General features: G+C 65.6%; 21 protein-coding genes. 14 read left to right on the top strand and 7 right to left on the bottom strand.

Features of this window, described 5'->3' with window-relative positions; genetic code table 11:
- Positions 1-5: 5 nt before the first annotated feature.
- Positions 6-1,163: an acyl-CoA dehydrogenase family protein gene (locus JOF56_RS47590; protein ID WP_209648918.1), complete on the bottom strand. Its 1,158-nt coding sequence runs from the start codon at positions 1,161-1,163 to the stop codon at positions 6-8.
- 223 nt (positions 1,164-1,386) lie between these two features.
- On the opposite strand from JOF56_RS47590, the gene JOF56_RS47585 reads away from it, so the two are divergent.
- Genes JOF56_RS47585 through JOF56_RS47575 form a run of 3 tightly spaced genes read left to right on the top strand, consistent with a single transcriptional unit; the run spans position 1,387 to position 3,985 of the window.
- Positions 1,387-1,923, top strand: a complete 537-nt coding sequence (locus JOF56_RS47585) for a thiamine pyrophosphate-binding protein (protein WP_209646091.1) — start codon at positions 1,387-1,389, stop codon at positions 1,921-1,923.
- Positions 1,924-2,505 carry a thiamine pyrophosphate-dependent enzyme gene (locus JOF56_RS47580; protein ID WP_245378704.1) on the top strand — a complete coding sequence of 194 codons (582 nt, stop codon included), beginning with the start codon at positions 1,924-1,926 and terminating at the stop codon, positions 2,503-2,505.
- Positions 2,506-2,518: 13 nt separating this feature from the next.
- Complete coding sequence (locus JOF56_RS47575) at positions 2,519-3,985, top strand: aldehyde dehydrogenase (RefSeq protein ID WP_209646090.1); 1,467 nt, start codon at positions 2,519-2,521, stop codon at positions 3,983-3,985.
- Positions 3,986-4,016: 31 nt separating this feature from the next.
- On the opposite strand, the gene JOF56_RS47570 is transcribed toward JOF56_RS47575, so the two are convergent.
- On the bottom strand, positions 4,017-5,045 hold the full coding sequence (locus JOF56_RS47570) for a TauD/TfdA family dioxygenase (RefSeq protein WP_209646089.1): 1,029 nt from the start codon (positions 5,043-5,045) through the stop codon (positions 4,017-4,019).
- Positions 5,046-5,200: 155 nt separating this feature from the next.
- Positions 5,201-6,853, bottom strand: coding sequence for an amidase family protein (locus tag JOF56_RS47565; protein WP_209646088.1), 1,653 nt, complete (start codon positions 6,851-6,853; stop codon positions 5,201-5,203).
- 106 nt (positions 6,854-6,959) lie between these two features.
- Here JOF56_RS47565 and JOF56_RS47560 point away from each other — a divergent pair, with 106 nt between their 5' ends.
- From JOF56_RS47560 to JOF56_RS47535, 6 genes are all read left to right on the top strand, one after another.
- On the top strand, positions 6,960-7,790 hold the full coding sequence (locus JOF56_RS47560; protein WP_245378703.1) for an IclR family transcriptional regulator: 831 nt from the start codon (positions 6,960-6,962) through the stop codon (positions 7,788-7,790).
- Between the two features lie 246 nt (positions 7,791-8,036).
- Entirely contained in the window at positions 8,037-8,870 is an 834-nt protein-coding gene (locus tag JOF56_RS47555; RefSeq protein ID WP_209646087.1) for an ABC transporter substrate-binding protein, read from the top strand.
- Positions 8,867-9,694, top strand: coding sequence for an amino acid ABC transporter permease (locus JOF56_RS47550; protein WP_307855588.1), 828 nt, complete (start codon positions 8,867-8,869; stop codon positions 9,692-9,694). Before JOF56_RS47555 ends, JOF56_RS47550 begins: the two co-directional genes overlap by 4 nt.
- Positions 9,694-10,461 carry an amino acid ABC transporter ATP-binding protein gene (locus JOF56_RS47545; protein ID WP_281065597.1) on the top strand — a complete coding sequence of 256 codons (768 nt, stop codon included), beginning with the start codon at positions 9,694-9,696 and terminating at the stop codon, positions 10,459-10,461. Before JOF56_RS47550 ends, JOF56_RS47545 begins: the two co-directional genes overlap by 1 nt.
- A gap of 173 nt (positions 10,462-10,634) precedes the next feature.
- A complete protein-coding gene (locus JOF56_RS60505; protein WP_209646086.1) occupies positions 10,635-11,741 on the top strand; it encodes a 7TM domain-containing protein in 1,107 nt (368 codons plus the stop codon).
- A complete protein-coding gene (locus JOF56_RS47535; RefSeq protein ID WP_209646085.1) occupies positions 11,738-12,610 on the top strand; it encodes a sugar-transfer associated ATP-grasp domain-containing protein in 873 nt (290 codons plus the stop codon). Before JOF56_RS60505 ends, JOF56_RS47535 begins: the two co-directional genes overlap by 4 nt.
- Positions 12,611-12,686: 76 nt before the next feature.
- Here JOF56_RS47535 and JOF56_RS47530 read toward each other — a convergent pair whose 3' ends face one another.
- The 3 genes from JOF56_RS47530 to JOF56_RS47520 form a co-directional block, all read right to left on the bottom strand.
- On the bottom strand, positions 12,687-12,893 hold the full coding sequence (locus JOF56_RS47530; protein ID WP_209646084.1) for a hypothetical protein: 207 nt from the start codon (positions 12,891-12,893) through the stop codon (positions 12,687-12,689).
- A gap of 330 nt (positions 12,894-13,223) precedes the next feature.
- Positions 13,224-14,777 carry a M61 family metallopeptidase gene (locus JOF56_RS60500; RefSeq protein ID WP_209646083.1) on the bottom strand — a complete coding sequence of 518 codons (1,554 nt, stop codon included), beginning with the start codon at positions 14,775-14,777 and terminating at the stop codon, positions 13,224-13,226.
- On the bottom strand, positions 14,774-16,150 hold the full coding sequence (locus JOF56_RS47520) for a S10 family serine carboxypeptidase-like protein (RefSeq protein ID WP_209646082.1): 1,377 nt from the start codon (positions 16,148-16,150) through the stop codon (positions 14,774-14,776). Before JOF56_RS47520 ends, JOF56_RS60500 begins: the two co-directional genes overlap by 4 nt.
- Before the next feature lie 116 nt (positions 16,151-16,266).
- Here JOF56_RS47520 and JOF56_RS47515 point away from each other — a divergent pair, with 116 nt between their 5' ends.
- From JOF56_RS47515 to JOF56_RS47495, 5 genes are read left to right on the top strand one after another with little or no spacing between them, the layout of a single operon-like run.
- Complete coding sequence (locus JOF56_RS47515; RefSeq protein ID WP_209646081.1) at positions 16,267-17,010, top strand: helix-turn-helix transcriptional regulator; 744 nt, start codon at positions 16,267-16,269, stop codon at positions 17,008-17,010.
- Between the two features lie 59 nt (positions 17,011-17,069).
- Positions 17,070-18,137, top strand: coding sequence for an aminotransferase class V-fold PLP-dependent enzyme (locus JOF56_RS47510; RefSeq protein ID WP_209646080.1), 1,068 nt, complete (start codon positions 17,070-17,072; stop codon positions 18,135-18,137).
- A complete protein-coding gene (locus JOF56_RS60495) occupies positions 18,134-20,098 on the top strand; it encodes an amidohydrolase family protein (protein WP_209646079.1) in 1,965 nt (654 codons plus the stop codon). Before JOF56_RS47510 ends, JOF56_RS60495 begins: the two co-directional genes overlap by 4 nt.
- Entirely contained in the window at positions 20,095-21,486 is a 1,392-nt protein-coding gene (locus JOF56_RS47500) for a S10 family peptidase (RefSeq protein WP_209646078.1), read from the top strand. Before JOF56_RS60495 ends, JOF56_RS47500 begins: the two co-directional genes overlap by 4 nt.
- Positions 21,471-22,892: a S10 family peptidase gene (locus JOF56_RS47495; protein WP_209646077.1), complete on the top strand. Its 1,422-nt coding sequence runs from the start codon at positions 21,471-21,473 to the stop codon at positions 22,890-22,892. The genes JOF56_RS47500 and JOF56_RS47495 overlap by 16 nt, the downstream gene beginning before the upstream one ends.
- Here the strand turns inward: JOF56_RS47495 and JOF56_RS47490 are convergent.
- Positions 22,873-23,586, bottom strand: a complete 714-nt coding sequence (locus JOF56_RS47490) for a helix-turn-helix transcriptional regulator (RefSeq protein WP_209646076.1) — start codon at positions 23,584-23,586, stop codon at positions 22,873-22,875. The two genes, JOF56_RS47495 and JOF56_RS47490, sit on opposite strands and share 20 nt — an antisense overlap.
- Positions 23,587-23,717 lie beyond the last annotated feature (131 nt).

Below are 23,717 nucleotides of genomic sequence, written 5' to 3'. Positions count from 1 at the left end.
GCAGGTCAGGAAGCGACGGGGTGGCGCTTGATCAGCTGTCGGGCGATGACGGTGCGCTGGATCTCGTTGGTGCCCTCGCCGACGATCATCAGCGGTGCGTCCCGGAAGTACCGCTCCACGTCGAATTCCGTGGAGTAGCCGTAGCCGCCGTGGATGCGGACGGCGTTGAGCGCGATCTCCATGGCGGTCTCCGAGGCGAAGAGTTTCGCCATTCCGGCTTCCAGGTCGGCGCGTTGCCCGGAGTCGTAGCGTCGGGCAGCATAGTGCACGAGCTGACGGGCGGCCTCGAGTTTGGTGGCCATGTCGGCGAGGTAGTTGCCGATGGACTGGTGTTGCCAGATGGGTTTGCCAAAGCTCTCACGCTCCTGCGCGTAGCGCAGCGAGTCCGCCAGCGCGGCCTGGCCGACGCCCAGCGCGCGACTGGCGACCTGGATACGGCCGATCTCCAGGCCACGCATCATCTGTGCGAACCCACTGCCTTCGACCTCGCCAAGCAGCGCGGACGCGGGCACGCGGAAGTCATCGAAGGCGAGCTCGCAGCTTTCCACGCCTTTGTAGCCCAGCTTCGGCAGGTCCCGCGAGACGTGGAAACCGGGACCCTTCTCCACCAGGAGGATGCTGATGCCGTTGTGCGGGGGAGTGGCCGATGGGTCGGTCTTGCACAGCAGCGCGACCAGGTGGGACATGCGGGCGTTGGTGATCCATGTCTTCGAGCCGTTGACCACATAGGACTCGCCGGCGCGCCGCGCTGTGGTTCGTATCGCCTGCAGGTCCGATCCGCCACCGGGTTCGGTCAGCGCCATCGTCGCCCGGATCTCGCCGGTGGCCATCCTCGGCAGGTAGGTGTCCTTCTGCTCCTGTGTGCCGTAGGTGACCAGCAGTTTGGACACGACGGTGTGGCCGCCCATGGCACCGGCCAGGCTCATCCAGCCCCTGGCCAGTTCCTCGGTGACCGCGGCGTAGCACTGGGCGGAGACGTGCACCTCGCCCCATGGCTCGGGGATCGCCAGCCCGAAGATGCCCATCTCCTTCATCTGGTGGATGAGTGTTTCCGGGTACGTGTCGGCGTGGTCGAGCTCCTGCGCGACGGGCCGCACTTCCTGGTCGACGAACTCGCCGACCAGGTCGACGATCGCGGCTTCCTCGTCGGTCAGCCCGTCCATCATCCCTGGTTCCTCTCTGGCGCCGGTCCGGTTCGGAACTATCATCGATGTTGATGTCATGGCTTGTGAAATACCGATTCGTTATATTTTCATGTCTGGTTGTGATAGCGGGAGTGCGCGGATGGAACTCAGGCAACCAGGCGGTCGGCCATGCCGGTGAGACATGTGCCAATCACGATTTTCTATTGTTCAACGGTCTGCATCACTGTCCATGATGGCTCGTATGAGTCAGCCAGAACCGGCCGTCCCGCCGTGGCAAGGGGCGATCTTCCAAGCCCTCAAGAAGGGCGGGATCGAACAGGTCGCCTATGTGCCGGACGCAGGGCACTCCCACGTCATCCGCGAAGCACAACGAGATCCCGCCATCCGCGACGTTGTCCTGACCGCCGAAGAGGAGGGCGTGGCGCTGGTCAGCGGCGCGTGGCTCGGCGGGCAGCGTGCCGTCCTGCTCATGCAGAGCAGCGGGGTCGGCAACTGCGTCAACATGTTCTCGCTGCTGCAGACCTGCCAGTTCCCCTTCCTGGCGCTCGTGACCATGCGCGGCGAGTACGCGGAGTTCAACCCCTGGCAAGGCCCGATGGGACGCGCCACCCAGCAGGCGATGGAGATCATGGGGATCACGGTCAACCGGGTCGATGATCCAGGCGAGGTCGAAGACGTCGTCAGCGCTGCCGTGGACTCGGCCTTCGAGGCGAACGAACGAATCGCGGTCCTCCTGGGACAGAAACTTATCGGCCGCAAGAAGTGGGAGCGCGAGTAGATGACCACTATGGACGTTCGCGTCGATCGCCGCCGTTTCGTCGCCGATCTGATGGCGCGAATCCCCGATGCCTTGGTGGTCTCCGGCCTGGGGTCCGCCACTTACGACCTGTGCGCCGCCGGTGAGCGGCCTGGGAACTTCTACCTCTGGGGCGCGATGGGCGGTGCCCTTCCGCTGGCCCTTGGGCTCGCTGTGGCTCAGCCGGATCGATCGGTGGTCGTCATCACCGGCGATGGCGAGCATCTCATGGGCATCGGCGCACTGGGCACGGTCGGCGCGATCCTGCCGCCGAACCTCACGATCGTCGTGCTGGACAACGGGCACTTCGGTGAGACCGGGATGCAGGCCAGCCACACCAGTCTCGGCACCGATCTCATCACGGTCGCGAAAGGTTTCGGTATCCGCAATGTCGTGCCGGGCAACGACATCGGCGCACTTGCACGGCATATCAACGGTCGCAAGGCGACGACATACGCGCATGTGCCGATCAATGCCGACGAGCCGCCACGTGTACTGCCACCCCGCGACGGAGTCGCGATCAAGAACGCTTTCCGTGCCGCACTCGGCTTCGGCACCTTCTGACGGCGAGGTGGCCATGCTCAGGTATCCGATGTTCATCGAGGGTCAGGCACACGATCCCGCGGGTGGCGAATGGTTTCCCAGCGACGATCCGTACCGCGGCAAACCATGGGCCGAGATAGCGAAAGGCGACGCCCGGGATGTCGACGTGGCCGTGGAAGCGGCATATCGGGCCCTGACTTCGGGTCCGTGGCCGGAACTCACCGCCAGCGGGCGTGGTGCTGTCCTGCGCCGTCTCGGCGACGCCGTCGCCGAAAACGCCCGCAGGCTGGCCGAGATCGAAGTACGCGACAACGGCAAGCTGATCAACGAGATGTACGTGCAGCTCAGCTATGTGCCGCAATGGTTCTACTACTACGGCGGGCTGGCCGACAAGATCGAGGGCAGTGTCGTCCCGCTGGACAAGAAGGGCTATTTCACCTTCACCCAGAAGGAGCCCGTCGGCGTGGTCGGCATCATCACACCATGGAACTCGCCCATCCTGTTGCTGGCCTGGAAGCTTGCTCCCGCCCTGGCCGCAGGGTGCACGGTTGTGATCAAACCTTCTGAGTTCACCTCCGCGTCGACCATTGAACTCGTCAGGATTCTGCACGAGGCAGGCTTGCCCGAGGGCGTGGTCAACGTGGTCACCGGATTCGGCAACGATGTTGGCGCATCGCTGGTTGACCATCCGTTGGTCCGCAAGATCAGCTTCACCGGGGCGGACACCACGGGACGTCATATCGGGGCAGCGGCCGCACGGGGTCTCAAACGCGTCAGCCTCGAACTCGGCGGGAAATCCCCCAACGTGGTGTTCGCCGACGCGGACCTCGACGCCGCCGTCAACGGCGCTGTGTCGGGCATCTTCGCCGCCACCGGCCAGACCTGCATCGCAGGCTCTCGTCTGCTGGTCGAGGAAAGCGTGCACGACGAGGTCGTCCGCCGGGTCGTCGCCCTCGCGGCAACGGCTCGCATGGGCGACCCGATGGACGAAGCCACTCAGGTCGGGCCGATCACCACGCTCGCCCAGTACGACAAGGTGCTGGAGTATATCGCGATCGCCCAGCGGGAAGGTGCACGCCTGGCACTGGGCGGCAATGCCGCGACTCGCCCCGGCTGGTTCGTCGAGCCCACCATCTTCACCGGCGTGCATAACAGCATGCGCATTGCGCAGGAAGAGGTTTTCGGGCCGGTGCTGGCTGTGATCCCGTTCGTCGGCGAGGACGATGCCGTCACCATCGCCAACGATGTCCGGTTTGGACTCGGTGCGGGCGTCTGGACCAGTGACATCGGCCGTGCATTCCGCATGGCGCAACGGATCCATTCCGGCACAGTCTGGGTGAACACCTACCGCGCCGTCAGTTACCTGGCTCCGTTCGGCGGCGTCAAGGACTCCGGCATCGGTCGCGAGAACGGCATCGCGGCCATCGACGAATACCTCGAGACCAAGTGCGTCTGGATCAACACCGGAGCCCTCAGCGGCAACCCCTTCGTCCTCCGCTGAACCCCTGCGCCACCGCGACCGGAAGCTGTGTCTACGCGGTGATCTGCTGGGGGATGATGCCTCCGTCGGCGATCGTGCCGCGGGTTCCGATGCCGAACTGGTGCGGGAGGTCGCGTGCGGTGGGCGTGCGAAGCCAGAGGCGGAGCAGGTGTCGTTTGAGCTCGGGGTCGTCGTGGTCCTCGTACGAGGTCCGGGAGTGCAGGATGGTGTAGTTGGAAAGGACCTGGATGTCGCCCGGGTGGAATTCCATGTCGAGCCGGATGCCGTCCTCGTGGGCGATCTGTTGCATGAGAGTGAGTGCCTCGTCCTGCTCCGCGGTGAGCGGCGCGACACCGTCGAATCGTTGGGCCGCGTAGATGGCCGAGCGTGACATGTAGGTGCTGAGCCGACCGTCGTGCACCGTGTAGGCGGGTGAGAGGTAGTACGGCCGCTGCCAGGTTTCCGGCTGTTCGCCGCGGTAATCGAAGGCGAATGGCTTGTGCAGGAGGGGAACGAGGTCGGGCCGGCGCCGAAGCAGTTCATTGTGCACCGTGACCGCACTGGACAGTGTGCTCAGCCCGCCGGACTTGGCTGTTTTGAGGCAAAGCAGCCCGACCGCGTCGGAGTGGTCGGTGTGATAGGCTAGTCGTTCATTGGTGTGGTATCCACGCGCTTCTGGTTGCTTCAGTTTCTCGCCGGTGTCGCGCACGTGACCGAGCAACTGTCCTCTGGCGTTCTGGCTGACCGGGCGCCCGAGCGCCGATCCCATGACCCAGAAGGCAATGGACGCCTGCTCTTCGGTGTACCGCTCGACTGGCACCCCGCGAATGAGGAAGAAGCCTCGCCCGTCGTCAAGTTCCCGGCCGAGTTCACGCAGCCGGTCGCCGAGGCCGCGCAACGGGCGGTACCCGGGCTGAATGTGAGCCAATGGAACTCCGGACCAGAACCCAACCTGCTCGTCGATTTCCTCGACATCCGCCTCGGTGAGATGGTGGAGCCACTCCTCCGGCTTCTGCAGATCTCGCGCATACCACGCGCTCGGGCCGTCGGAGATTTCGAACGTAGAACGCCCTGTGGTCATTGTTCAGCTCCTGTAGGCATGATCGGCCAAGGAAAGTGCGAAGCGGGACACGTCCCCGCGTATCCCGCCGGTTCCCAGTGACACAAACGAATCTATGAACTCACGAAGGGCGTCGCAAGCGGGGTTTCCAGTCATCGAAAGAGATTCGAGCGGGATCAGGCACCGGGTTCGACGGCGGATCCGAACCCGACGGACTCCTGGAGTGCGTACGCCGCCCTCAGCAGGAGTGCGTCCGCACCGTGCCGCCCGACGAGTTGCAGGCTGATCGGCAGCCCGTCGACCTTTCCGCAGGGAATGGCCAGGGCCGGGTGCCCGGTGTAGTTCGCCGGTTTCGTGTTGTAGGTCGATGGCCATGACATCCAGTTCCGGTCACGGATGTCGTGCTCGATCGCGGCAAGGCGGCCAGGCGGATCCTCGTCGATCGCCGGAGCCACATCGCGAACGGTGGGCATGGCGAGGATGTCGACTTCGGCGAAAGCGGCATCGTACGCGCGGACGATCGCCGGCCTGACGTTGTGGGCCTTCGCGTATGCCGCGCCGTGGAAATCCTGGTGTGACAGGATCGCGACGAGCTGACTGAATATGGATCTGGGCGGAAACTCGGCCAGATGATCGCGCCACAGCTGATCCATGGCGGTGATCTCGGGTGCCGGGTAGTAGGTTTTGGCGCCTGCTCCGTAGAAAACGGTGTCAACCGTCGCTCGAGAGCCTTCAAGGGCGAGTGCCGCGTATATTTTGCCGATCGACCTGTGTTCCGGGACCGACACCGTGCTCACGTGGGCACCCTCGTTGCGGAGGGCTTGAACAGCCTTCAGGACACCTTCGCGGACATGCGGATTGACGGGCTCGTCGAAACCTTCTTGGAGCACACCGATCCTTGTGCCCGCGACCCCTGTCGTGAGAGCCGACAGCACCTCCAGCTTCACCGGGATGTCGCGGCCCTGCCGCGGATCGAGGCTGTCGAACCCCGCGGTGCTTTCCAAGGCGCGGGCCATGTCCTGCACTGTGGACGTCAGCGGGCCGATGTGGTCGAGACTCGGCTCGAACCCGAATCCGGCACCGAAATGGGAAATCAGGCCGAACGTCGGCTTCAGGCCGAGGACACCGCAGTAGGCGGCCGGAATTCGGACAGAACCTCCCTGGTCCCCGCCGAACGAGATATCGACATCACCGATGGCGACGGCCACGGCGGACCCGGACGACGAGCCTCCGGTCGTATGCAACGGGTTGTGTGGATTGACCGGATGCTTGAGGTCATCCATGAACCCGCTCATGGAATTCTTGCCGATGACCCGCCCGCCGGCCGCCAGCACTCGCGACACCACCGTCGCGTCGCACGTGGACACCAGGCCGTCCACCGCGCTGGAGGCAAAGGTCTGCGGAAGCCCCGCCACGCTGATGTGGTCCTTGAAACCCACCGTCCGGCCGGCGAGCAGCCCCTCCTGCAGGCCACCGAATTCGCACTTCCACAGCCAGGCGTCATAGGGATCCTCGTCAGCCGTGGGAATGCGGCCGCACGTTCGCCCGGGAAAGCCGACCGGTGGGATCTGCTCGTCCATGGGTGTCCGGACGAAGTCATGGATCGCACGCAACTGTTCTTCGGCCGCCTCGCGATATATCGAGGCTTCCGCCTCGTCGAGGTGGACGCCGAGCATGTCCGCGAGTTGCTGAATCCGCTTGAGACTGGGCGCGCTGAACACCGTCGCGATTTCCCTTCTGAATACCGGCGAACCGCCTGTGTTGTTCGGGAAGATGCCCGGCGGCCGAGGATCGCAGACGCGCAACGGCACCGACAACCCGGTTTTCACTCACCGAAAGGCTTTTCGGGCCGACGACTCGACCTTGTCGATGGTTGCCTGCGCGTGTCTCCGCCTGTTAGCGTCAATTCCTCATAGGACTGTCGAAGGTGAGCCGATGATGACAGCGGTCAGCGGAGATCCGGGAAAGTCCGTTGCCAGGAGAACCCTGGCGATCCTGGGCGCCTTCGACCTGACCCACCCCCGGCTCTCGCTCTCCGAACTCGCCCGGCGCACCGGGCTTCCGCTCGCGACCACCTACCGGCTGGCCAGTGAACTGGTCGCCTGGCGCGCGCTCGACCGGGACGGGAACGGTGGCTACAGCATCGGCATCCGGCTGTGGGAGGCCGGCCTGCTCGCCCCGGTCGCCACCGATCTCCGGGCGGCCGCCACGCCCTTCCTGCAGGCACTGCAGTCGCGCACCGGCGAGAACGTCCAGCTGGCGGTTCGCGACGAGTTCGGCGGGCTCTACGTGGAGAAGCTGTCCGGGGACCAGGCGGTGCCGATCTTCTCCAGGGTCGGGACACGGATGCCGATGCACGCCACGGCTGTCGGCAAGATGCTGCTCGCCACGGCCGAGCCGTCGTTCGTCGAGGCGCACCTCAGGCAACCGCTGGTCCGGTTCACCAAGCACACGATCACGGATCCCGGCGTGCTGCGCCGGGATCTGCGCCTCGCCGCGGCGCAGGGTTACTCCCTGACCAGGGAGGAGACCATGTACGGCGCGAACTCCGTCGCCGTGCCGATCCCATCCCAGGACGGATCGCCGACCCTCGCGCTCGGGATCGTCGCCAGCAGTTCGGGCACCAACGCCGATCTCTACAAGCTGGTGCCGCTGCTGCGCGTCCAGGCGGACCGGATCGCCCGCCGGATCGCCGAGCCCTCGCGTGAGCTGCCCGGTCAACGGCAGGCGCCGCCGCCGCTGCCTGGCGTCACCAACGCTTCCTGAGTTCCACTTCGGAAACTCTTTCAGTGAGTAAAAACCTGGTTGCCGACTGTTTTGCGGACTCATAGTGTTCGATGAGTTGTCGGAATTCACAGGATGTCCGGAAACAGAATTCTCATTCGACCCCTTCGTTAGTTCATCGCCACCAATGGGAGCTGGTTGATGTCCAGGAAACGGTCGGCGTTCGGTTCGACGGTCCCCATGGAATACCGCTCCGTGGGCTTACACAGACCGTCGAGGAGCAAGGTCATGCACATTATCTCCACTCTTTGTGGCAGGCGTGGGTCAGCGGTGGCCGCCATCGCCACGGTGGCCCTGTCGCTCGCCGCCTGCACCAGCGGACCGGCGAACGGGGACACCACGGCGGACGGCATCGGGCTGGTCAAGTCCGGGAAGCTGACCGTCTGCACCAAACTGCCGTACAAGCCTTTCGAGTTCCAGGACAACGGGAAGGTCGTCGGCTTCGACGTGGACCTGATGGACCTGTTCGCCAAGGATCTGAAAGTCGAACGGGAAACAGTCGACATCGACTTCCAGCAGATCTGGTCCGGCGCCGCTTTCGCGGCCCGAAAATGCGACCTCGGCGCCTCCGGAATCACCATCACCCAAGCCCGACAGAAAACAGTCGCCTTCTCCGATCCGTACTTCGACTCCACCCAGGCACTGATTGTGCCCAGCGGCTCCGCGGCGACCGATCTGGCCGCGCTGAAGGGAAAGAAGGTCGGTGTGATCACCGATACCACCGGTCAGGAGTACGCGAAGAAGTACGCCGGAGAGAAGGGCTACACCGTTGTCGTTTTCGAGGACCACGCGTTGATGATGAACGCCGTGAAGGCCGGCAACGTCGACGCCGTGATCGACGACAACGGCGTGGCACGCGACTTCACCAGGTCGAATCCGGACACCAAGGTGGTCACCGAGTTCGACACCGGTGAGCAGTACGGCGTCGCGGCCAAAAAGGACGACCCGAATGCGACGAAACTGCTCGGGCGGCTGAACGCGGTGATCGGCAAGGCGAAGTCCGACGGGACCTACGGCAGGATCTACGAGAAGTGGATGGCCGCCAAGTGGACCTCCAAGTGACCACCGCGACCGGCGTCGCGCTGCCTGCCAGGCGCGGCATCAGCCCACGCCAACGTGCGCGCCGGTCCCGTCTCATCCAGTACAGCATCCTGCTGCTTCTCGGTGTCGTCGCGGCGCTGGTGGCCGACTGGCCGCAGATCGGCGACGTCTTCTTCCAGCCCACGCTGATCGGGGATGCCCTGACCCAGGGCATCGGCCGCGCCCTGCTCAACACGATCGTGTACACCCTCGGCGCGTTCCTGCTCGGTCTGTTCGCCGGGACCGTGCTGGCGCTGATGCGGCTGAGCTCGGTCGGCCCCTATCGGTGGATCGCGACCGCCTACATCGAGTTCTTCCGCGGTCTGCCCGCGATCATCGTGTTCATCGCGCTGAGCCTTCTGCCGCTGGCCTTCCCCGGTCTGCGGATCCCGTTCGAGCCGTACGGCACAGCGTGGCTGGCGCTCGGCCTGGTTGGCAGCGCGTACATGGCCGAGACCATCCGCGCGGGGATCCAGGCGGTGCCGAAGGGACAGGTCGAGGCGGCCCGGTCGTTGGGCATGCCGCCCAGCCTGGCCACGCGCAGGATCGTGCTGCCGCAGGCGTTCCGGATCATCCTGCCGCCCCTGACCAACGAGCTGATCCTGATGACGAAGGACTCGTCGCTGGTCTTCATCCTGGGCCTGTCCGACGCGGGTTTCGAGCTGACCAAGTACGGCCGGGACCTCGCCAACACCGAAGCCAACCTGACGCCCCTGGTGGTGGCCGGCTTCGCGTATCTGCTCATCACCCTCCCGCTGTCGGTGGTCGTCCGGCGCATGGAGAAGACCTCGGCAAAGGCACGCTGATGACACCGCCCACCACGACGCTGGTCGAGATCACCGGCCTGCGCAAGTCCTTCGGCGACAACCATGTCCTGCAGGGAATCGACCTGACCGTCGAGCAGGGCGAGGTTGTCTGCGTCATCGGCCCGTCCGGCTCTGGCAAGTCCACACTGCTGCGCTGCGTGAACCTGCTGGAGTATCCCAACGACGGACTGGTGATGGTCCGCGGCGAGAACATCGCCGACCTGAACAACAATCTGGACGAGGCCCGCCGGCACATCGGCATGGTGTTCCAGCAGTTCAACCTCTTCCCGCACCTGCCGGTGCTGGACAACTGCACGATCGCCCAGATGACCGTGCTCAGGCGCGAGAGGCCGGAGGCTGAACGGGTCGCCCGCGTGAACCTTGAACGCGTCGGTCTCGGCGCGAAGGTCACGGCCTACCCAGCACATCTGTCCGGCGGTCAGCAGCAGCGGGTCGCCATCGCGCGAGCGCTGTCGATGTCGCCGGCACTGATGCTCTTCGACGAGCCCACTTCCGCACTGGATCCGGAGTTGGTGGGCGAGGTGCTCGCCGTCATGCGCACGCTCGCGGAGGAAGGCATGACAATGCTGATAGTCACCCACGAGATGGCCTTCGCACGTGAGGTGGCGGACCGGGTCGTTTTCATGGACGGCGGCGTGATCGTCGAACAGGGCAGTCCGCACGAGGTGATCAGCAACCCGCAGCAGGAGCGCACGAAGACATTCCTCAAGCGTGTCCTCGATCCCACCAATGTCACCACCGCCTGATGCGACAGCGTTACCGATGACCCCGCCTCGGCCAAGCCGGCCACCAGGTCGAGCATGTTCGCTGTGGTAACAAGCAAAGGCGCGTGTGGCTTCTCTCTTTGTGATCCAGCGAGTTCTTGCAATGCCGCAGATCGGAGATTGGGTGTCTGAAACTCAGCACGTGACGGTTCGGCGTGGCCGGCTTTCCGGCCGTCGTCAAGGTGGTTGCCGTCGCGATCGGGGCCGTGGTCCTGGCGGGAGGACTGCTGTTCTCGCCCGACAGAAGCGTGAACGGTCCCAACATCATCGGTGAACAGGAGCTTGTCCGAGTCGTCGGGCCGCTCGGCAAGACGGCCGAGGTCAAGGCGATCATCGATTCCGGTGCTGGGGCGTCCTCCATGGACACTCAGCTCGCCGAGAATCTCGGGTTCGATCTGGACGAAGCGCCGAGGGTCACGGTGACCTCGTCGCTGGGCAAGGAGCGGCGGCCGCAGGTGGAGGCCAAGGTCAAGCTGGCAGGTCTCGAGCGGTCGGCGAAGATCAACGTCAACGACCGGTCCCGGCGGGACGCACCGGTGCTCATCGGCCGGGCTGAGCTGGTCAACCTTCAGGTGCGCATCGGCAAACAGATGCTGACCACGCCGGATGGCAAGGCCGCGCCGAACTCGCTCGGCGTGCTGCTCACCCCGTCCCCGAGCATCGGCGTCGAGTCCCTGCTTGCCCTGCTGCCGCTGGCCGTGCTGCTCATGGTCGTCCTGCGGGTGTGGATCGGAATCAACACCCTCGGCACCTTCAGCCCGGTGCTGCTCGCCCTGGGCTACACCCAGACCGGTCTGGTCGCTGGTCTGATCACCACCATGGTGATGGTCGCCGTCGGCTTTGCGGCGCAAGCATTGCTGCATCTGCCGCGGGTGGCCAGGCTCGCGGTACTTGTCGGGATCGTCGTGCTCGTGCTGCTCGGACTGAGAGAGCTGATGACGACCGACGGCGCGTCGGTACTGGTCGGCGCGTCGCTGCCGGTCGTGGTCACCGCGGTGATCATCGAAAGGTTGTGGGAGCAGTGGGAAGCCGACGGGGTGAAGGCCGCGGCCGCCAGCGCCGCACTCACCATCGGCTCCGGGATCGTCGCGGCGTTGCTGATGGTCACGCCCATGGTGCGACACCTGGGCGAAAACGCACCGCTGTCCTTCGCCGCGGCCTGCCTCATCTGGTCGTTCGTCGCGGGCACCTACCGTGGCCTGCGGTTGACCGAGTTGGCGCGCTTCAGCCCGGCCGCGCGTGCGCAGGAGGGTGCCCGATGACGTCTCTCCTGCGCGGCCGGGATCCCATCATGGGCATGAACGCCCGGAACAAGCTCATCGCCAAGGTGAATCCCAAGGACGCGATTCGCCTGGTGAACAACAAGTACGAGACGAAGCAGGCACTGGTCGACGCCGGGGCGCCGACCTCGCCGACGGTGCGGCTGGTGAAGTCCCGCCGGGAGATCAACGACATCGACTGGGCCGAGATGCCCGATATCTGGGCGATGAAGCCCAACCAGGGACTCGGCGGCTCCGGCATCATGCTCGCGGCAGGACGCCAGGAGCCGGACTGGCAGTCACCGTCCGGCAAACCGCTGCCACGGGCCAAGATCGCCAGCCACCTGGCGAGGATCCTCGACGGAGACTTCTCGCCGCGGCTGACCGACTGGGCGCTGTTCGAACCGCTGATCCGGACTCATCCGGCGTTGGCCCGCCTGTCGTTCCAGGGGTTGCCGGACATCCGGGTGATCTGTGTCCGTGACGAGCCTCGGCTGGCGATGCTGCGCCTGCCGACCAAACACAGCGGTGGGCGTGCCAACCTGCACCAGCGCGCCATCGGCGCTGCCGTCGACCTCGACACCGGCCGGGTTGTCAGGGCATGCGTCGGCAGCCAGCCGATCGAATCGCACCCCGACACCGGTTACCCGTTGATCGGCGCGGTCGTTCCACAGTGGACGACCGTGCTCGACGCGGCCAGTCGTTGTGCCGCGGCCACCGGGCTGCGTTACCTGGGAGCCGACATCGTCGTCGACAAGACCCGCGGCCCACTCATCCTCGAGGTCAATGCCCGGCCCGGCCTGCAGATCCAGAATATCAACGGTCATGGCCTCATCGCGTCCATCGAGCTTGGTGAAGGTGCCCCGCGTTGAAATCAGATTCCGTCCGCAGCGGACTGTGGTTGGCAGGACGTCTCCTCGCGGCGTTGGCCGGTGCCGCCCTGCTCACCTACAACGTGCTCACCGCCACACCGCCTTCTGAGTCACGAAGCAACGCGGCACCGGCGGCCCCGTCCCTGTCGAGCACGTCGAGCACCACGCCGGCAACTCCGAGCTCCGCAACGACTTCGGCGAGCCTTCCCTCTACCTCGGCATCGACGCGGCCCCGCAGTACCCCGAAGAAACTGCCGACCGGCAGTGACAGCTCGCCGTCCACAAAGGAGCAACAAGTAACGGAAAAGACCTTCCACCGGCGGAAACAGGCCGACCATCAACGGAAACGGACCACCCACCAGCAGGGGACGACATCGCGGACGTCGGCGACGGAGACTACGAAGTCTGCCTGGAAACCGATCCCCAGTGCGCCGACGAGGATCCGGTCATCTCGTAGCGAGTGGCCGCTCGGCAATCTCTGGAACCGTTATCGGTAAAGGTGTGTGCTGTCGGGGGTTGTGGAGCGTATGGCCAGGAGCCCGACAACGAGACCGAGGAGGACTGCGACAAGGACGATTCTCGATGAACTGGCCTTCGACGAACCGGCGGCGCATCAGCAAGGAGCCCATTGGTACGTCGATGTTTCAGCGCCGATAGGAGCGTAATCCACGGTCAGTGTCCGCGTTCCGCGTTGTAGCTTGAGGACTATCGTGCCGACGCCTCGGGAGACATCGGAACCCGTGGGGCCGGCCAGGATGCGGTCACCTTCGGCGACGCCGGCCGTTTCGGCCGCGGAGCCCGCGATCAGGCCGGTGACGACGCGCGATTCGAGACTCGTGATGGCGAAACCCAGCTCCGACATGTGGTCTGGAACCTCGGTCAGGGTGAACCTGGGACCCAGTGCGTCCGGCGGGGGAACGATGCGCTGACCTGTACGCATGGCTTCGAAGTCGCTTCGAGCGGTCTCGCCGAGCTCGGCGGCGACCAGGTCGAGCCAGTCGGGAACACTGACGGTCCCACCGGCTCGCTGCCGGTCGAGCACTGTCAGGACAAGGTTGTCCAGGCTGCGCGCGCCCGCGGTGGCCGAGCGGATCTTCGCGTCCAGATCGATGAAATAGAAAAGGCCCCGCTCGTAGGGAACCCGTTGCGCCCGTTGGTCGGCCCAGTACATTTCCGCGGCCTGTGCGCTGGTGAGTCCTTGCAGCGGGTTGGTGCAGTAGCGGCGAGCGCGTTCGTTGAGCAGCTGTAGGAATTGCGCGTCGTCGAGCAAACCGGCTCGGTGGGACAGCACGATCGAGTAGTACTCTGCGGTTCCCTCGCTGTACCAAGAGGTTTCGCCGTGATCGCCGTCCAGCTTCGGCCAGTTGTGCGCGGTTTCGTGCGCCAGCACGGCAGCGAGTTCGTCAGCGGTGGGCGCCTTGCAGTCCTGGTACCCCAATACAAAGGACCGCGTCATTGCTGTGCCCGCGATGCCTGGATAGGGGTGTCGCCGGACGAAGACCTGGTGCCCGGGCTCGGGTTCCCGGAAGAAGTCGCACATCACCTGGTAGATCCGTCCGGTCCGGCTGGCCACGGCGGCAGCGTCGAACCTGGGCTCGGTGAGCCAGTACATCGTCAGCCCGGCAGCGTGACATCGGCTTACGGGACCGGCCATGAAGTAGGCGAAGGCGACGCTCTGCAATGGACCGGTGAAGGCGGCAGTTCCTTCGCCGAAGCTGGAGACTCCGTGTCCTCGCCACTCGATCGTGATCGCGCAGGGGCCAGGGAAGTCCGGGAGGGCGAGGAAGGTCACGCCCGCTCCGCTGACACCACCGGCCTCGGCGCGTAGATCGAACAACGGGCCGTTTTTGGTGTTCCCGGTCACGATCCGGACAGCTGCGAAGTAGGCGATGGTCACGGGACCGGAGGTGTCGCGATCGGCGAACCAGCGCCGATAGGTGAACGACCCGGTGGCGGGTTCGTCCTCCTCGTGGAGCGTAAGCGGGCCCAGCGCGTCGGTGACCCGCAGGTCGGCTGCACGAACCGGTGCTCCGGGGATGCCGACGATCACGGCGGGCAACCGGCATATGGTCCTGTTGGCCGGGATGGCAGGCGTGTCGAAGATGTACTCGACATGGAACCCGTCGGCCGCGGGCGTGAGCGTCAGAGCGAGGGTCGGTGGCGTCACGGTTGGCCTTCGAGGGTCGCGTCGATGACGGCCCGGATAGCGGCACCGGCTGTCCGTAGCGTGTCGTCGTCATCGAGCGAGTGGCCGGCGGCAAGCGCACATATGTCCAAACTCGACGGCGGCAAGCCGCTGTGACGCAACGCGAACACACTCGCGGCCAGCGGGGTCGACAGGTCGAAATAGCCACCCAGGAGCAGTACGCGGGACTTGGGCCTGGCCCGGATGAGCTCGGCGACGTTCGGTGTCGGATTGGTGTAGAACTCGGGCCTGGGGTGATCGTTTCGCCAGTCGAAGGCGAAGTGGATGTCAAGCGACAGCGACACGTAGGTGCCGTCGACACCGGCCCCGGCCTCGGCTCGGAGGTAGTCGGCGATCTGGTCGGACAGGATCACGTTGGAGCGGCCGATGCCCAGTGCGGGATCGTCGGCGGCAGGCGGACGGTCGTCCGTGGCAGGCGGCGGCATCGGGCCCGTGACCCTCGTGTCGAGGCGTCCCACCAGCTCATCGCGGTCTGCCAGCAGTGTGCGCAGGAACTTCTCGCTGTCGATACGGAGATCGTCGGCGATGACGGTTTCCTGCGGCAGCCCGGTCAGTTCGGCCAGAAAGTCGGCGACGGCGGCACGGTCCGCGGCCGGCAGCGCCGACCCCAGGTGCAATGCGCGAAGGTAGTCGGTCTCGGCGAAGCGCTGGGTCTCATCGAACACCGTGACGGCATCGTGGGCGTGGGCCGAGGCGCACTTGTGCTGCCATGCGGCGACTGCGATGGCCGGGAGCTGGAACACGTGGGGCAGGTCGTTGCCTGGTGAAGGCCACGAGGCGCTGGCGTCCAGCATCGGCGAGACGAACACGAGGCCCGCTACACCGAGGTCGGCGATCCTCGCGCACAGTGTCGCGAGCCGGAAGCCGCCGAAGCTCTCACCGACCAGGTAGACAGGGGAGTCCGAGCGCTTGTGCTCGGCCAGCCAATGCCGGATGAACTGCTCCACGGCAGCCGAGTCGCCGTGGATCGACATGTACGGCGTGGCCCCGCCTTCGCGGAGCTCGCGGCTGAAACCCGTGCCGACCGGGTCGATGAAGACGAGGTCCACGCGGTCAAGCAGACAGAACTCGTTGGGGATGATGGTCCGCTGACCGGAGACGGGATCGCCGACGAAGCGTTTGGGGCCGAACGCCGACATGTGCAACGGCGACGAGGACGCGCCGGGACCTCCGTTGAACAGGAACATCACCGGTCTCGGTTCGCCCGTGACGACCTGGTAGGACGTGGCGGAGATGACCGCGTTGGGCGTGCCGTCGTTCTCGGCCAGGACCAGCTGCTCCCACTGTGCCGTGTAGTCCAGCGTCACGCCGCCGATGGTCGCGGTGTGCCTCATGCGGTTGAACCTCCCCTGGCCGGATTCAACGCACGGTAGAGAAGTTCAACAGTCAGTGCAAGGCGTGACCTCAACACTTTGTTGACTTCGTTGATTGTCGCTGACATTTTGGGCGGATGACAGCGAAGACGGGCGGCAGCCGCGAAGGCTCCGGCAAGGCCGAGAGCGGCGAGCTGAGCTTCACCGAGGCCGAGGTGATTCACGCTGCCCATGTGGTGAGCCTGATCGCGCCGATCGTGCCCGCGCTCGCGCAGGCCCTGCGTCCTCGTACCGAGGTCGTCCTGCACGATCTGACGAAGATGCCGAACACGATCGCCGCGATCGCCGGGTCGATCACCGGCCGCCAGGTCGGCGGGCCTGCCACTGACCTGGGCCTGCGCACTTTCAGTTCGGGGTGGAGCGAGCACCTGATCGGCTACCCCACGGAGACCGCGGACGGTCTGGTGATGCGGTCGTCCAGCATCTTCTTCCACGCTGAGTCCGGCAAGCCGGTGTGTTGCCTGTGCCTGAACACGGACGTCGACGACCTGCGGCGGGCGCAGGAGGTGCTCGCCGTGCTGACGGCCACGACAACCATCTCCAGCACCGCCGACGGGCCTCCCGGTGCGCCGGTCGAGACCTTCCCCGTTTCAGTGGACGAGCTGGCGGCGGGCATCCTGCGGGACGCGATCGCCGCCATCGGTGTGCCGGTCGAGCTGATGAAGAAGGCGCACAAGGTGGCGGTCGTCCGGGAGTTGGACGGCCGCGGGTTCTTCACGATCAGGGAGGCTGTGGACCTCGCCGCGCAGCGTCTGGGGGTCAGCCGCTTCACGATCTACAACTACCTGAACGAGTTGCAGGGCACCGACAGCAAGGGTTGACATGCTGTTGATTAGCTCTACTCTTTGTTGAGATTTGCCGTCGGGAGAATCGGGGTGCTGTGACTGAGTACTTTCCCGGCAAGCCGTCTGGGAGTTATCTGGACACGGCGTCGATCGGCTTGGTGCCGGAGCCGGTGGCTCGTGCGGTGACCGAGTGCTATGAGGCTCTGGGGCTCGGGATCCGGGGGGCGTCGCGGTGGCGTCCGGTTGTCGAACGAGCGCACGAGAGTTTCGCGGCAGAGTTCGGCGTCGGTGTGGACGAAGTGGCGTTCATGGCGAGCACGGGCGAAGCGATCAACGCGATCGCACACGCGGTGCCGTGGCGCCCGGATGACGAAGTGCTTGTGCTGTCCGATGATTTTCCCACGGTGGTGCTTCCGTGGCGTGAACTTGGCGATGAGGTCCGGGTGGTACAGGTCGAGCCGCTCGCCGGTGACGACAGGCTCGGCGCTCTGCTCAGTGCGATCGGCCCTCGGACGCGTGTGGTGGCCGTGTCGCACGTCAGTTCGTTCACCGGAACGACAGTGGACCTGGACGTACTGGGTACTGCTTGTGCGAAGGCCGGCGCCCTCTTGGTATGTGACGGCGCACAGGCCGCGGGCAGTATCCCGGTAGGACTCGACGCTGTCGATTTCTACATCGCGACCGGATACAAGTGGTTGCTTGCCGGGTTCGGTGTCGCGGTGGTGATCGGCAAGCAGCCCAGCCTCGCCAAGCTGAAACCCATGCTGCTTGGCCATGGCAACCCACCGCCGACACCGCGGCTGACCTACGGGCATCTCAACCTTCCAGGCGTCTACGCGCTCGACGCTGCGGCTTCGGTGCGCCGAACCATTGGCCTGGAAGCGATTCACAGTCGTGTCGGGCAACTGGCCCAGCGGGTGCACGCCGAGACCGCGCACCTGGGCCTGGCGCCGGTGGCGGATCCCAGGCGTACCGCGGGAATCGTCAGCCTGTCCGGACTCGCGGACGTGACCGCCGCTGTCGAGCAGCTGGCGACGGTGGGGGTGACGGTCGCGGAGCGGGGTGGATATCTGCGGATCTCGCCGAACTTCTACACCTCGGACGCCGAGATCGATCAGCTGCTGATCGGCTTGAAAGGGCTGCGGCCGGGAGACGCGAGGTGACTGTGATCCAGGAGCGGTTCATCGTTGTCAGCAACGGCGAGACGGTCGGCCGGATCACCGCGACTTCCGACGGTCCTGTCATCGATGTGGACTACGCCGTTGACAACAACGGCCGTGGCGCCAAGCTGCGAGAGCGCATTCGACTGGACGGGCAGGGAATTCCGCTCGACTGGAGCATCGACGGGACTTCCCTGATGGGAGGCTCCGTCCACGAGGTTCTGTCCACAGAGAACGGTAAGACACAGTGGACGAGTCAGGCCGACCAGGGATGCGTCGAAGCGGATTCGCCTCGCCTGTACGTCGCCAACGACACCAGCCCGTACGCCTCCGGTATCTATATGCGCGCGGTGCTTGCCTCAGGCCGGAGTCTCGAGGTCCTGCCCTCCGGGCGGCTGCGCGCCGAACACCTCCGCCAGGTGGACCTCGATGGGGCCACGGTCGACGCCTATGTCCTCAGTGGAGTGAAGCTGCTTCCGGAGTTCGTGCTGCTGGGCGGCGAACACCGGCTGATCGCATGCCTCGGTGGTGATCTGATGATCAGTGAGATCGCCGTCCGCGAGGGCTACGAGCACCACTACGCGACCTTGGTCGCGCTCGGCAGCGCACTGACTACTGAACATCTCGCCCGGGTACAGCAACGGGTCAGGCATCGATTCGATGTCCCCGTACGTATTCGCGACGTGCGTGTGTTCGACCCGTTCACGAAACGCCTGACCGAAAGGATGTCGGTCACGTTCTTCCGAGGCAAGATCACCGGAGTCGGGCACGCCGCGCACCCGGGGCAGATCGAGATCGACGGTCAAGGTGGCACGGTGCTCGCCGGTCTGCACGACATGCACGCGCACAACTCGGCGTGGACCGGGCTGTTCTACCTCGCGGCTGGTGTCACCACGACGCGGGACATGGGAAACGACAACGACATGCTCCTGGAGCTGTTGCCGCGGTTCGACAGCGGCGAGCTTGCCGGGCCGACGGTGGTCCCGTCCGGCATGATCGAGGGGCGGAGCCCGTTCTCGGTGCGGCTGGGCATCATTCCGGACACGCTCGACGAGGCGCTGGACGCGGTGCGGTGGTACGCCGACCGCGGCTACCACCAGATCAAGATCTACAACTCGATGAACCCGGACTGGGTGAAACCGCTGACGACCGAGGCACACCGCCTCGGGTTGCGTGCGGTGGGACACGTTCCCGCCTTCGCCACGCCGGACCGGATGATCGAGGACGGCTACGACGAGATCACCCACATTAACCAGCTGATCCTGGGGTGGCTGCTCGAACCGGACGAGGACACCCGGACTCCGCTCCGGCTGACCGCGATGGCCCGGGCCAAGGACCTTGATCTCAGCGGGCCACGAGTGCAGCACACCGTGGAGCTGATGCGGCAGCACGACGTCGGGCTGGACACGACGACGGTGATCCTGGAGCGGCTGATGTGCGGCCGCGCCGGGCAGGTCCACGCCAGCGAGGCGGCATACCTCGACCACATGCCGATCGGCTACCAGCGTTACCGCAAACGGACTTTTGTGCCCGCGAAAAGCGCGGAGGACCTGGCCGCCTACGACGACTCGTTCCCGAAATTGCTGCACACCATGGCCATGCTGCACGCCGAGGGAATCCCGCTCTGGCCCGGCACCGACGACGGGACCGGCTTCACCGTCCATCGTGAACTCGAACTGTACGTCGCAGTCGGGATGGACCCGGCTGACGTGCTGCGCATCGCGACCTACGACTGCGCCGAGCATTTGGGCCGTGCGGATGTCAGCGGAAGCATCGAACGCGGCAAACGCGCGGACTTCGTTCTGGTGGACGGTGACCCCACCCAGAACATCAATGACATCCGCAAGGTGCGCATGGTGGTCAAGGGCGGTGACGTCCACTTCCCCGCGGAGATCTACCGCGAGCTGGACATCGAGCCGTTCGAACTTCCTCCTCCCGTGACGATTCCAGGGGCTGATTCATGAGCGTGGTATGCCGCGAGGGCGTGTTCGGTGGCGTGGCCGTCGAATATGAGGCCAGAGTGGACGAACTGATCGTGCCCGACTCCACCGGCAAACCAGGTGCGCGATACGTCTGCACCAGCTATTTCATGCCGGGAAAGCCTGAGCGGCCGGTGATTTTCGCGTTCAACGGCGGGCCGGGATCGTCCTCGGTGTGGCTGCACCTCGGGCTTGGCCCGCGGCGCGTCGCCGACGCCGATCTGCTGACTCCCCGGACGGCACCGCCGTTCGGGCTCGTCGACAATCCCGACTGCGTGCTCGACAGCGCGGACCTGGTGTTCATCGACCCGCCCGGCACCGGATTCAGCCGGGTGCTGAGCGAGGAACAGGAATCCGACTTCTACAGTGTGACCGCGGACGCGATCGCCACGATCAGATTCATCAAACAGTGGGCACGTAAGAACAAGCGGGAGAACGCGCCCAAGTTCCTGCTCGGCGAGAGCTACGGCGCGGTTCGCGCCGCCACAGTCGCCGGTATGAGCATCGGCGGGCCGACGACCACGGGCAGCCTGGAATCACTCGCCCTCAACGGCGCTATCCTGATCGGTCCGGCACTGTCCCTGAGCGACAGTGCCGGAGATCTCGGCTACGCGACGGTACTGCCATCCCTGGCAGCAACGGCGTGGTACCACGACCGGGTGCCGACTCGAACGTCCGGTGTGGACGAACATATCCAGGCAGCGGCAGCGTTCGCCGCCGAGGACTACCTCGTTGCCTTGTTCGCCGGTCAGCAACTGGACAGCGAGCGGCGTGATGCCGTCGCGAAGCGTCTGCACGAACTGATCGGGCTGGCGCCTGAGACGATCGTCGCGCACAACCTGAGGTTCACCGCGGCGGAGTTCGCTCGGCTGCTGCTCGGTGAGCAACAGGCCGGCCTCTACGACAGCCGTTACCGATTGCCGCTGGCCGGGGCGGGCGACCCGGTGGGCGACGATCCCGCGATGGGGCAGTACGTTCCCTCGTTCGCCGGTGTGATCGAGAGTTACCTGCGGGACGAGCTCGGTTGCGAAGTGGACGACGACTACCGCGTGATCGAGTTCGCCAAGGTCTACGGGCGCTGGGACTACGGCGGCGAGCCTGGTGCACCGCCCAGGAACTACACATCCGATCTCGCGACGGCGATGCGGCGCAGCCCGGACTTTCGGCTGATGCTGGGCGTGGGCGTCTACGACCTGGTCACGACAGTCGGCGCTTTGCGATACACCGTCTCGAGAGTCGCACTCGACCCGGCGCGGGTGCACGTCCGTGCCTACGAGTCGGGTCACATGCCCTATCTCGGGCGTGGGTCCCGGGAACAGCTGGTCGCGGATCTGCGCGATTTCGTAAGGGAGCCAACGTGCATGAGCCGGTGACAACCTTCCACCAGGGCGTGTTCAACGGCCTGCGGGTGGATTACAACGCAGTCCTGCGGGAGACAGTGGTCCCGGACGGGAACGGGGTGCCGTCCGTGCGGTTGGCGTGCACGGAATACGTTGCTGTCGAAGGTGATCAGCGGCCGGTGATGTTCGTCTGCAACGGCGGGCCGATCGTCGCGGCGACTCCGTTGCACATGGCGGCGCTGGGGCCGCGCCGGATCGCCTACCCGGACGACATCCACGCCGATCCATCAGGTTTCCGGACAGTGGACAACGAATACTGCCCGCTGGACGTGGCCGACATCGTGTTCTTCGATCCGGCGGGCACCGGCTACAGCCGAGTCCTCGACGGTGTCGATCCAGGGAAGTACCACGGGGTCGAGGCCGATGCCCAGCAGATGACCGCCTGGATCGAGACCTGGCTGCGTGAGCACGACCGGCTGGGTTCTCCGGTGTATCTGGTGGGGGAGAGCTACGGCACGATCCGGGTCGCGGTCGTGGCACGGATGCTCGCGAACCTGCCGAATCCCGTTGCTGTGCAAGGCGTTGTCCTCATCAGTCAGGCCGCCAACATCATCGAGACCTCCTCACGCCCGGCAAACATCCTCAGCTACGTCGTCTCATTGCCGACGCTGGCCGCGATCGCCTGGTATCACGGCAAAATCGACACAACGGGCCGGAGCCTGGACGACGTCGTCGCGGAGGCGTCCGGCTTCGCCGCCACGGAGTATCTGGCCGCGCTGTACCAGGGAACCAGGCTGCCTGCCGCCCAGCGAGAGCCGATCGCGCACCGGCTGACGTCGCTGACCGGCATTCCGGCGAGCCGGTGGCTCGAACGAAACCTCCGGATGCCCAAACACGCCTTCCGGGTCGAGCTCCTGGCCGAGGAGGGCTTGGTGCTCTACATGTACGACGGCCGGTACGCCGGGCCGCCGGCCCCACCGCCTCCTGACGAGGACGGGAAGTCGTTCGCCGCGACCGTGATGGGGCCGCAGCCGACCGGCGTCGGTGCCATCGAGAACGCGATCGGCCCGGCGATGGCGGCGCACCTGCGGGACTTCCTCAAGGTCGGCTGGCCGGAGGACTACCGTGACGCGGACCCGGCCGCCGCGAACTCGTGGATCTGGGGGCAGGCGACATCGCCGTTCGGGGACTGGCCCTACATGGCCGAGTTGTCCACGGCCATGGCGAAACTGCCGGAAATGCGGCTGCTGATCTGCACGGGCGCGTTCGACCTGTCGACCACCATGGGCGCGGCCGAGCACGCCGTGAACCAGTCCACGTGGCCGGTCGACCGCGTCCGGACCGAGACCTACGCCGGTGGCCACATGATGTACAGCATCGAGGCGAGCCTTCGTCAGCTGACCGACGACCTTCGCGAGTTCATCCGGCCTCGTCCTTGATCTCGTTGAGGTAGTTGTAGATCGTGTAGCGGCTGACCTCCAGCCGGGCGGCGGCCAGGTCGACCGCCTCCCGGATGGTGAAGAAGCCGCGCTGTTCCAGATCACGCACGACAGCCAGCTTGTGCCGCTTCTTCATCGCCGCGGGCGGGTGGCCCGAGGCCGCGATCGCGTCTCGCAGGATCCCTTCGGCGAGACTGTCCACTGTGGCAGGGAAGTGCTCGCCGGACGCATTGAGCGGTCCGTTGTGGATGGTCCTGATGGCGGTCAGGTCCGCGAGTGTCTCCTGGGCGGCGAGCAACGAGCTGATGTCGGTGTTGATGCACAGGCAGGCGATCGCCCGGCCGGAGCTGCCGTGGAAGAAGATGCTCGACGAGCGCAACGGCGTGCCGTCCGCCGTAGCCGCCCGGTACCCGATCAGGTGATCCTTCCAGCCGGACTGGAAGGTGCGCAGCCCCAGATCGGTCGCGGGCCCGCCCACCTGACGGCCGGTGATCTCCCCGGCGATGGCCGCGATCGACCCGGGCAGCCTGGTCAGGTCGTGCAGGACCACCTCGCTGCGGGGCGCGAACGCCTGGGCCAGGGCGCGCACGACAGGACCGACGACCGCGACGACGGTGCGTGCCTCGGCTCGGTCGTCATCGCTGTGCGGCTGGCCGGCGGTGACTCCGTCGCCGGGCGTCGGATCGGCTGACATGCACAGAATGTGGCAGAGAATGTCGAGAATAGTCAACAGTCTGTGTAAATCGGCGCCGGAACCAAATCTTTACGGCAGATACTTCCACTACAAGTTGAAATACTCTACTTTCCTTGGCACGACGATGTCAC

The organism is Kibdelosporangium banguiense (genome assembly GCF_017876405.1).
In the GTDB taxonomy this organism is placed as follows: Bacteria; Actinomycetota; Actinomycetes; order Mycobacteriales; family Pseudonocardiaceae; genus Kibdelosporangium; species Kibdelosporangium banguiense.
Note: the sequence above shows the minus strand (reverse complement) of the source record. Positions and strands in the feature narration are given on the sequence as shown.

Bases quoted from the DNA above. Each gene is read 5' to 3' on its own strand.
- JOF56_RS47590 (WP_209648918.1), bottom strand. From the start codon at position 1,163: ATGGACGGGCTGACCGACGAGGAAGCCGCGATCGTCGACCTGGTCGGC.
- JOF56_RS47585 (WP_209646091.1), top strand. From the start codon at position 1,387: ATGAGTCAGCCAGAACCGGCCGTCCCGCCGTGGCAAGGGGCGATCTTC.
- JOF56_RS47580 (WP_245378704.1), top strand. From the start codon at position 1,924: ATGACCACTATGGACGTTCGCGTCGATCGCCGCCGTTTCGTCGCCGAT.
- JOF56_RS47575 (WP_209646090.1), top strand. From the start codon at position 2,519: ATGCTCAGGTATCCGATGTTCATCGAGGGTCAGGCACACGATCCCGCG.
- JOF56_RS47570 (WP_209646089.1), bottom strand. From the start codon at position 5,045: ATGACCACAGGGCGTTCTACGTTCGAAATCTCCGACGGCCCGAGCGCG.
- JOF56_RS47560 (WP_245378703.1), top strand. From the start codon at position 6,960: ATGATGACAGCGGTCAGCGGAGATCCGGGAAAGTCCGTTGCCAGGAGA.
- JOF56_RS47555 (WP_209646087.1), top strand. From the start codon at position 8,037: ATGCACATTATCTCCACTCTTTGTGGCAGGCGTGGGTCAGCGGTGGCC.
- JOF56_RS47545 (WP_281065597.1), top strand. From the start codon at position 9,694: ATGACACCGCCCACCACGACGCTGGTCGAGATCACCGGCCTGCGCAAG.
- JOF56_RS47535 (WP_209646085.1), top strand. From the start codon at position 11,738: ATGACGTCTCTCCTGCGCGGCCGGGATCCCATCATGGGCATGAACGCC.
- JOF56_RS47520 (WP_209646082.1), bottom strand. From the start codon at position 16,150: ATGAGGCACACCGCGACCATCGGCGGCGTGACGCTGGACTACACGGCA.
- JOF56_RS47515 (WP_209646081.1), top strand. From the start codon at position 16,267: ATGACAGCGAAGACGGGCGGCAGCCGCGAAGGCTCCGGCAAGGCCGAG.
- JOF56_RS47500 (WP_209646078.1), top strand. From the start codon at position 20,095: ATGAGCGTGGTATGCCGCGAGGGCGTGTTCGGTGGCGTGGCCGTCGAA.
- JOF56_RS47490 (WP_209646076.1), bottom strand. From the start codon at position 23,586: ATGTCAGCCGATCCGACGCCCGGCGACGGAGTCACCGCCGGCCAGCCG.